This is a genomic window from Actinoplanes sp. NPDC020271 (genome assembly GCF_044388125.1).
Classification (GTDB): domain Bacteria; phylum Actinomycetota; class Actinomycetes; order Mycobacteriales; family Micromonosporaceae; genus Actinoplanes.
Window position 1 is genome coordinate 1 of sequence record NZ_JBIRWQ010000088.1, and the last position, 1,304, is coordinate 1,304.

The 1,304-nt window shown below is 71.4% G+C and carries 2 protein-coding genes; one reads left to right on the forward strand and one right to left on the reverse strand.

What is annotated here, in order from left to right; all coding sequences use genetic code 11:
* Nucleotides 1–386 (reverse strand): hypothetical protein (locus ACH442_RS48020; protein ID WP_396344925.1); only part of this gene is annotated, 386 nt, incomplete at its 3' end.
* A gap of 261 nt (nucleotides 387–647) precedes the next feature.
* Here ACH442_RS48020 and ACH442_RS48025 point away from each other — a divergent pair.
* Nucleotides 648–1,304 (forward strand): hypothetical protein (locus ACH442_RS48025; RefSeq protein WP_396344926.1); only part of this gene is annotated, 657 nt, incomplete at its 3' end.

Here is a 1,304-nt window from a genome sequence, read left to right on the forward strand (position 1 = left end):
AGCAGGACGGCCACGCAGCCGCCCGGCACGAGGCTGGTCCGGCAGCGGTCGAAGAACTCGCCCGGATCGGCGGGCTCGTTCGGGGGCCAGCCGGTGACGATCAGGGTCGCGGTGTGCCAGTCCCATCCGACCGTTCGGGTGTCCTGAAGGTGGCTGCGGCGCTGGGCGGCGATGATCGCGCGGGCCAGTTGCGGCCCGGCGGTGAGGTCGGTGATCAGGTCGGTCGGGTGGGTGAGGTTGTGCACGAGCCGCACGCCCATCGCGTTGGACATGCTCTCGCCTCGCATCGGGGCGGGAACCGGCCATACGGTGATCGGCACGGGCGGGTCGCCGGACACCAGGTCTCCGACGGGAACGGGTGCCTGCTGGTGTTTTCTCTCGGTCATGGGCTGTGTTGGCCCCCGGACCGGCGGGGCGCACTGACGATGCACAGATCCCGCTTGTCAGGCCGATCGAACTCGACCGCGTCCTGTCAGGACCGGTCACACGGGCGACCTGACAGCCGCTTGGCGGGCGGTGAATCTGTCCGGACCGGTCACGACCTGTCTCGCTCTGACAATCGCTTCCGGTGTCAGGCCGGGCTGTCCCAATCGGTGCCTTGGAGCCGTTCGCACCCGGCGACACGCTCCCGACCGAGGGGACACTTCATGGCGACGACCACCCGCAGCAGCACGGCGGACACCGCTTTGACCAGTGCGGAGAAGGCGTTCGAGCTGCTGACCTGCGAACCGGCTCCGCTGGTGTTCGACGCCCGGCCGGTGCCGGGCCTGCCGGACACGACGATGCCGCTGGACCGGCTGCGCACCCTGCTGATGTACGAGCGGTACGACAGCGACACCACCGACGTCCTGTGGCGGCAGCTCGCTCGCCACGCCCGCGACTGGGGACCGGCCTGGGTTGTCGGCGCGATCGGCGTCGCGCTGCCTGCCCTGACTCACCTCGCGGCGAAGATCAGCGCGGGGCGGCCCCGGCTGGCCGACGACGTCGACTCCGAAGTTCTGGCCGGGTTCCTGGAGGCGCTGCGCACCACGGACCTCGACCGGTCGCGGCTGTGGCTGCGGATGTGCTGGGCGGCCTGGCGCGCCGGGGCCGCCGTCGTCAAGGACCAGGAGGGCGAGGAGCTACCGCTCGACCTGACCACCGGCTCCCGCACCCCGCGCATGCCCTATGGGCACCCGGACCTGTTGCTCGGCCGGGCCGCTGCCGCCGGCCTGATCAGCGACGAAGCCGCCGAGCTGATCAGCGCGACCCGCTTCGGTGACGCGCTGATCGAGCAGCTCGCCGCCGAGCAAGGCACCACCGCC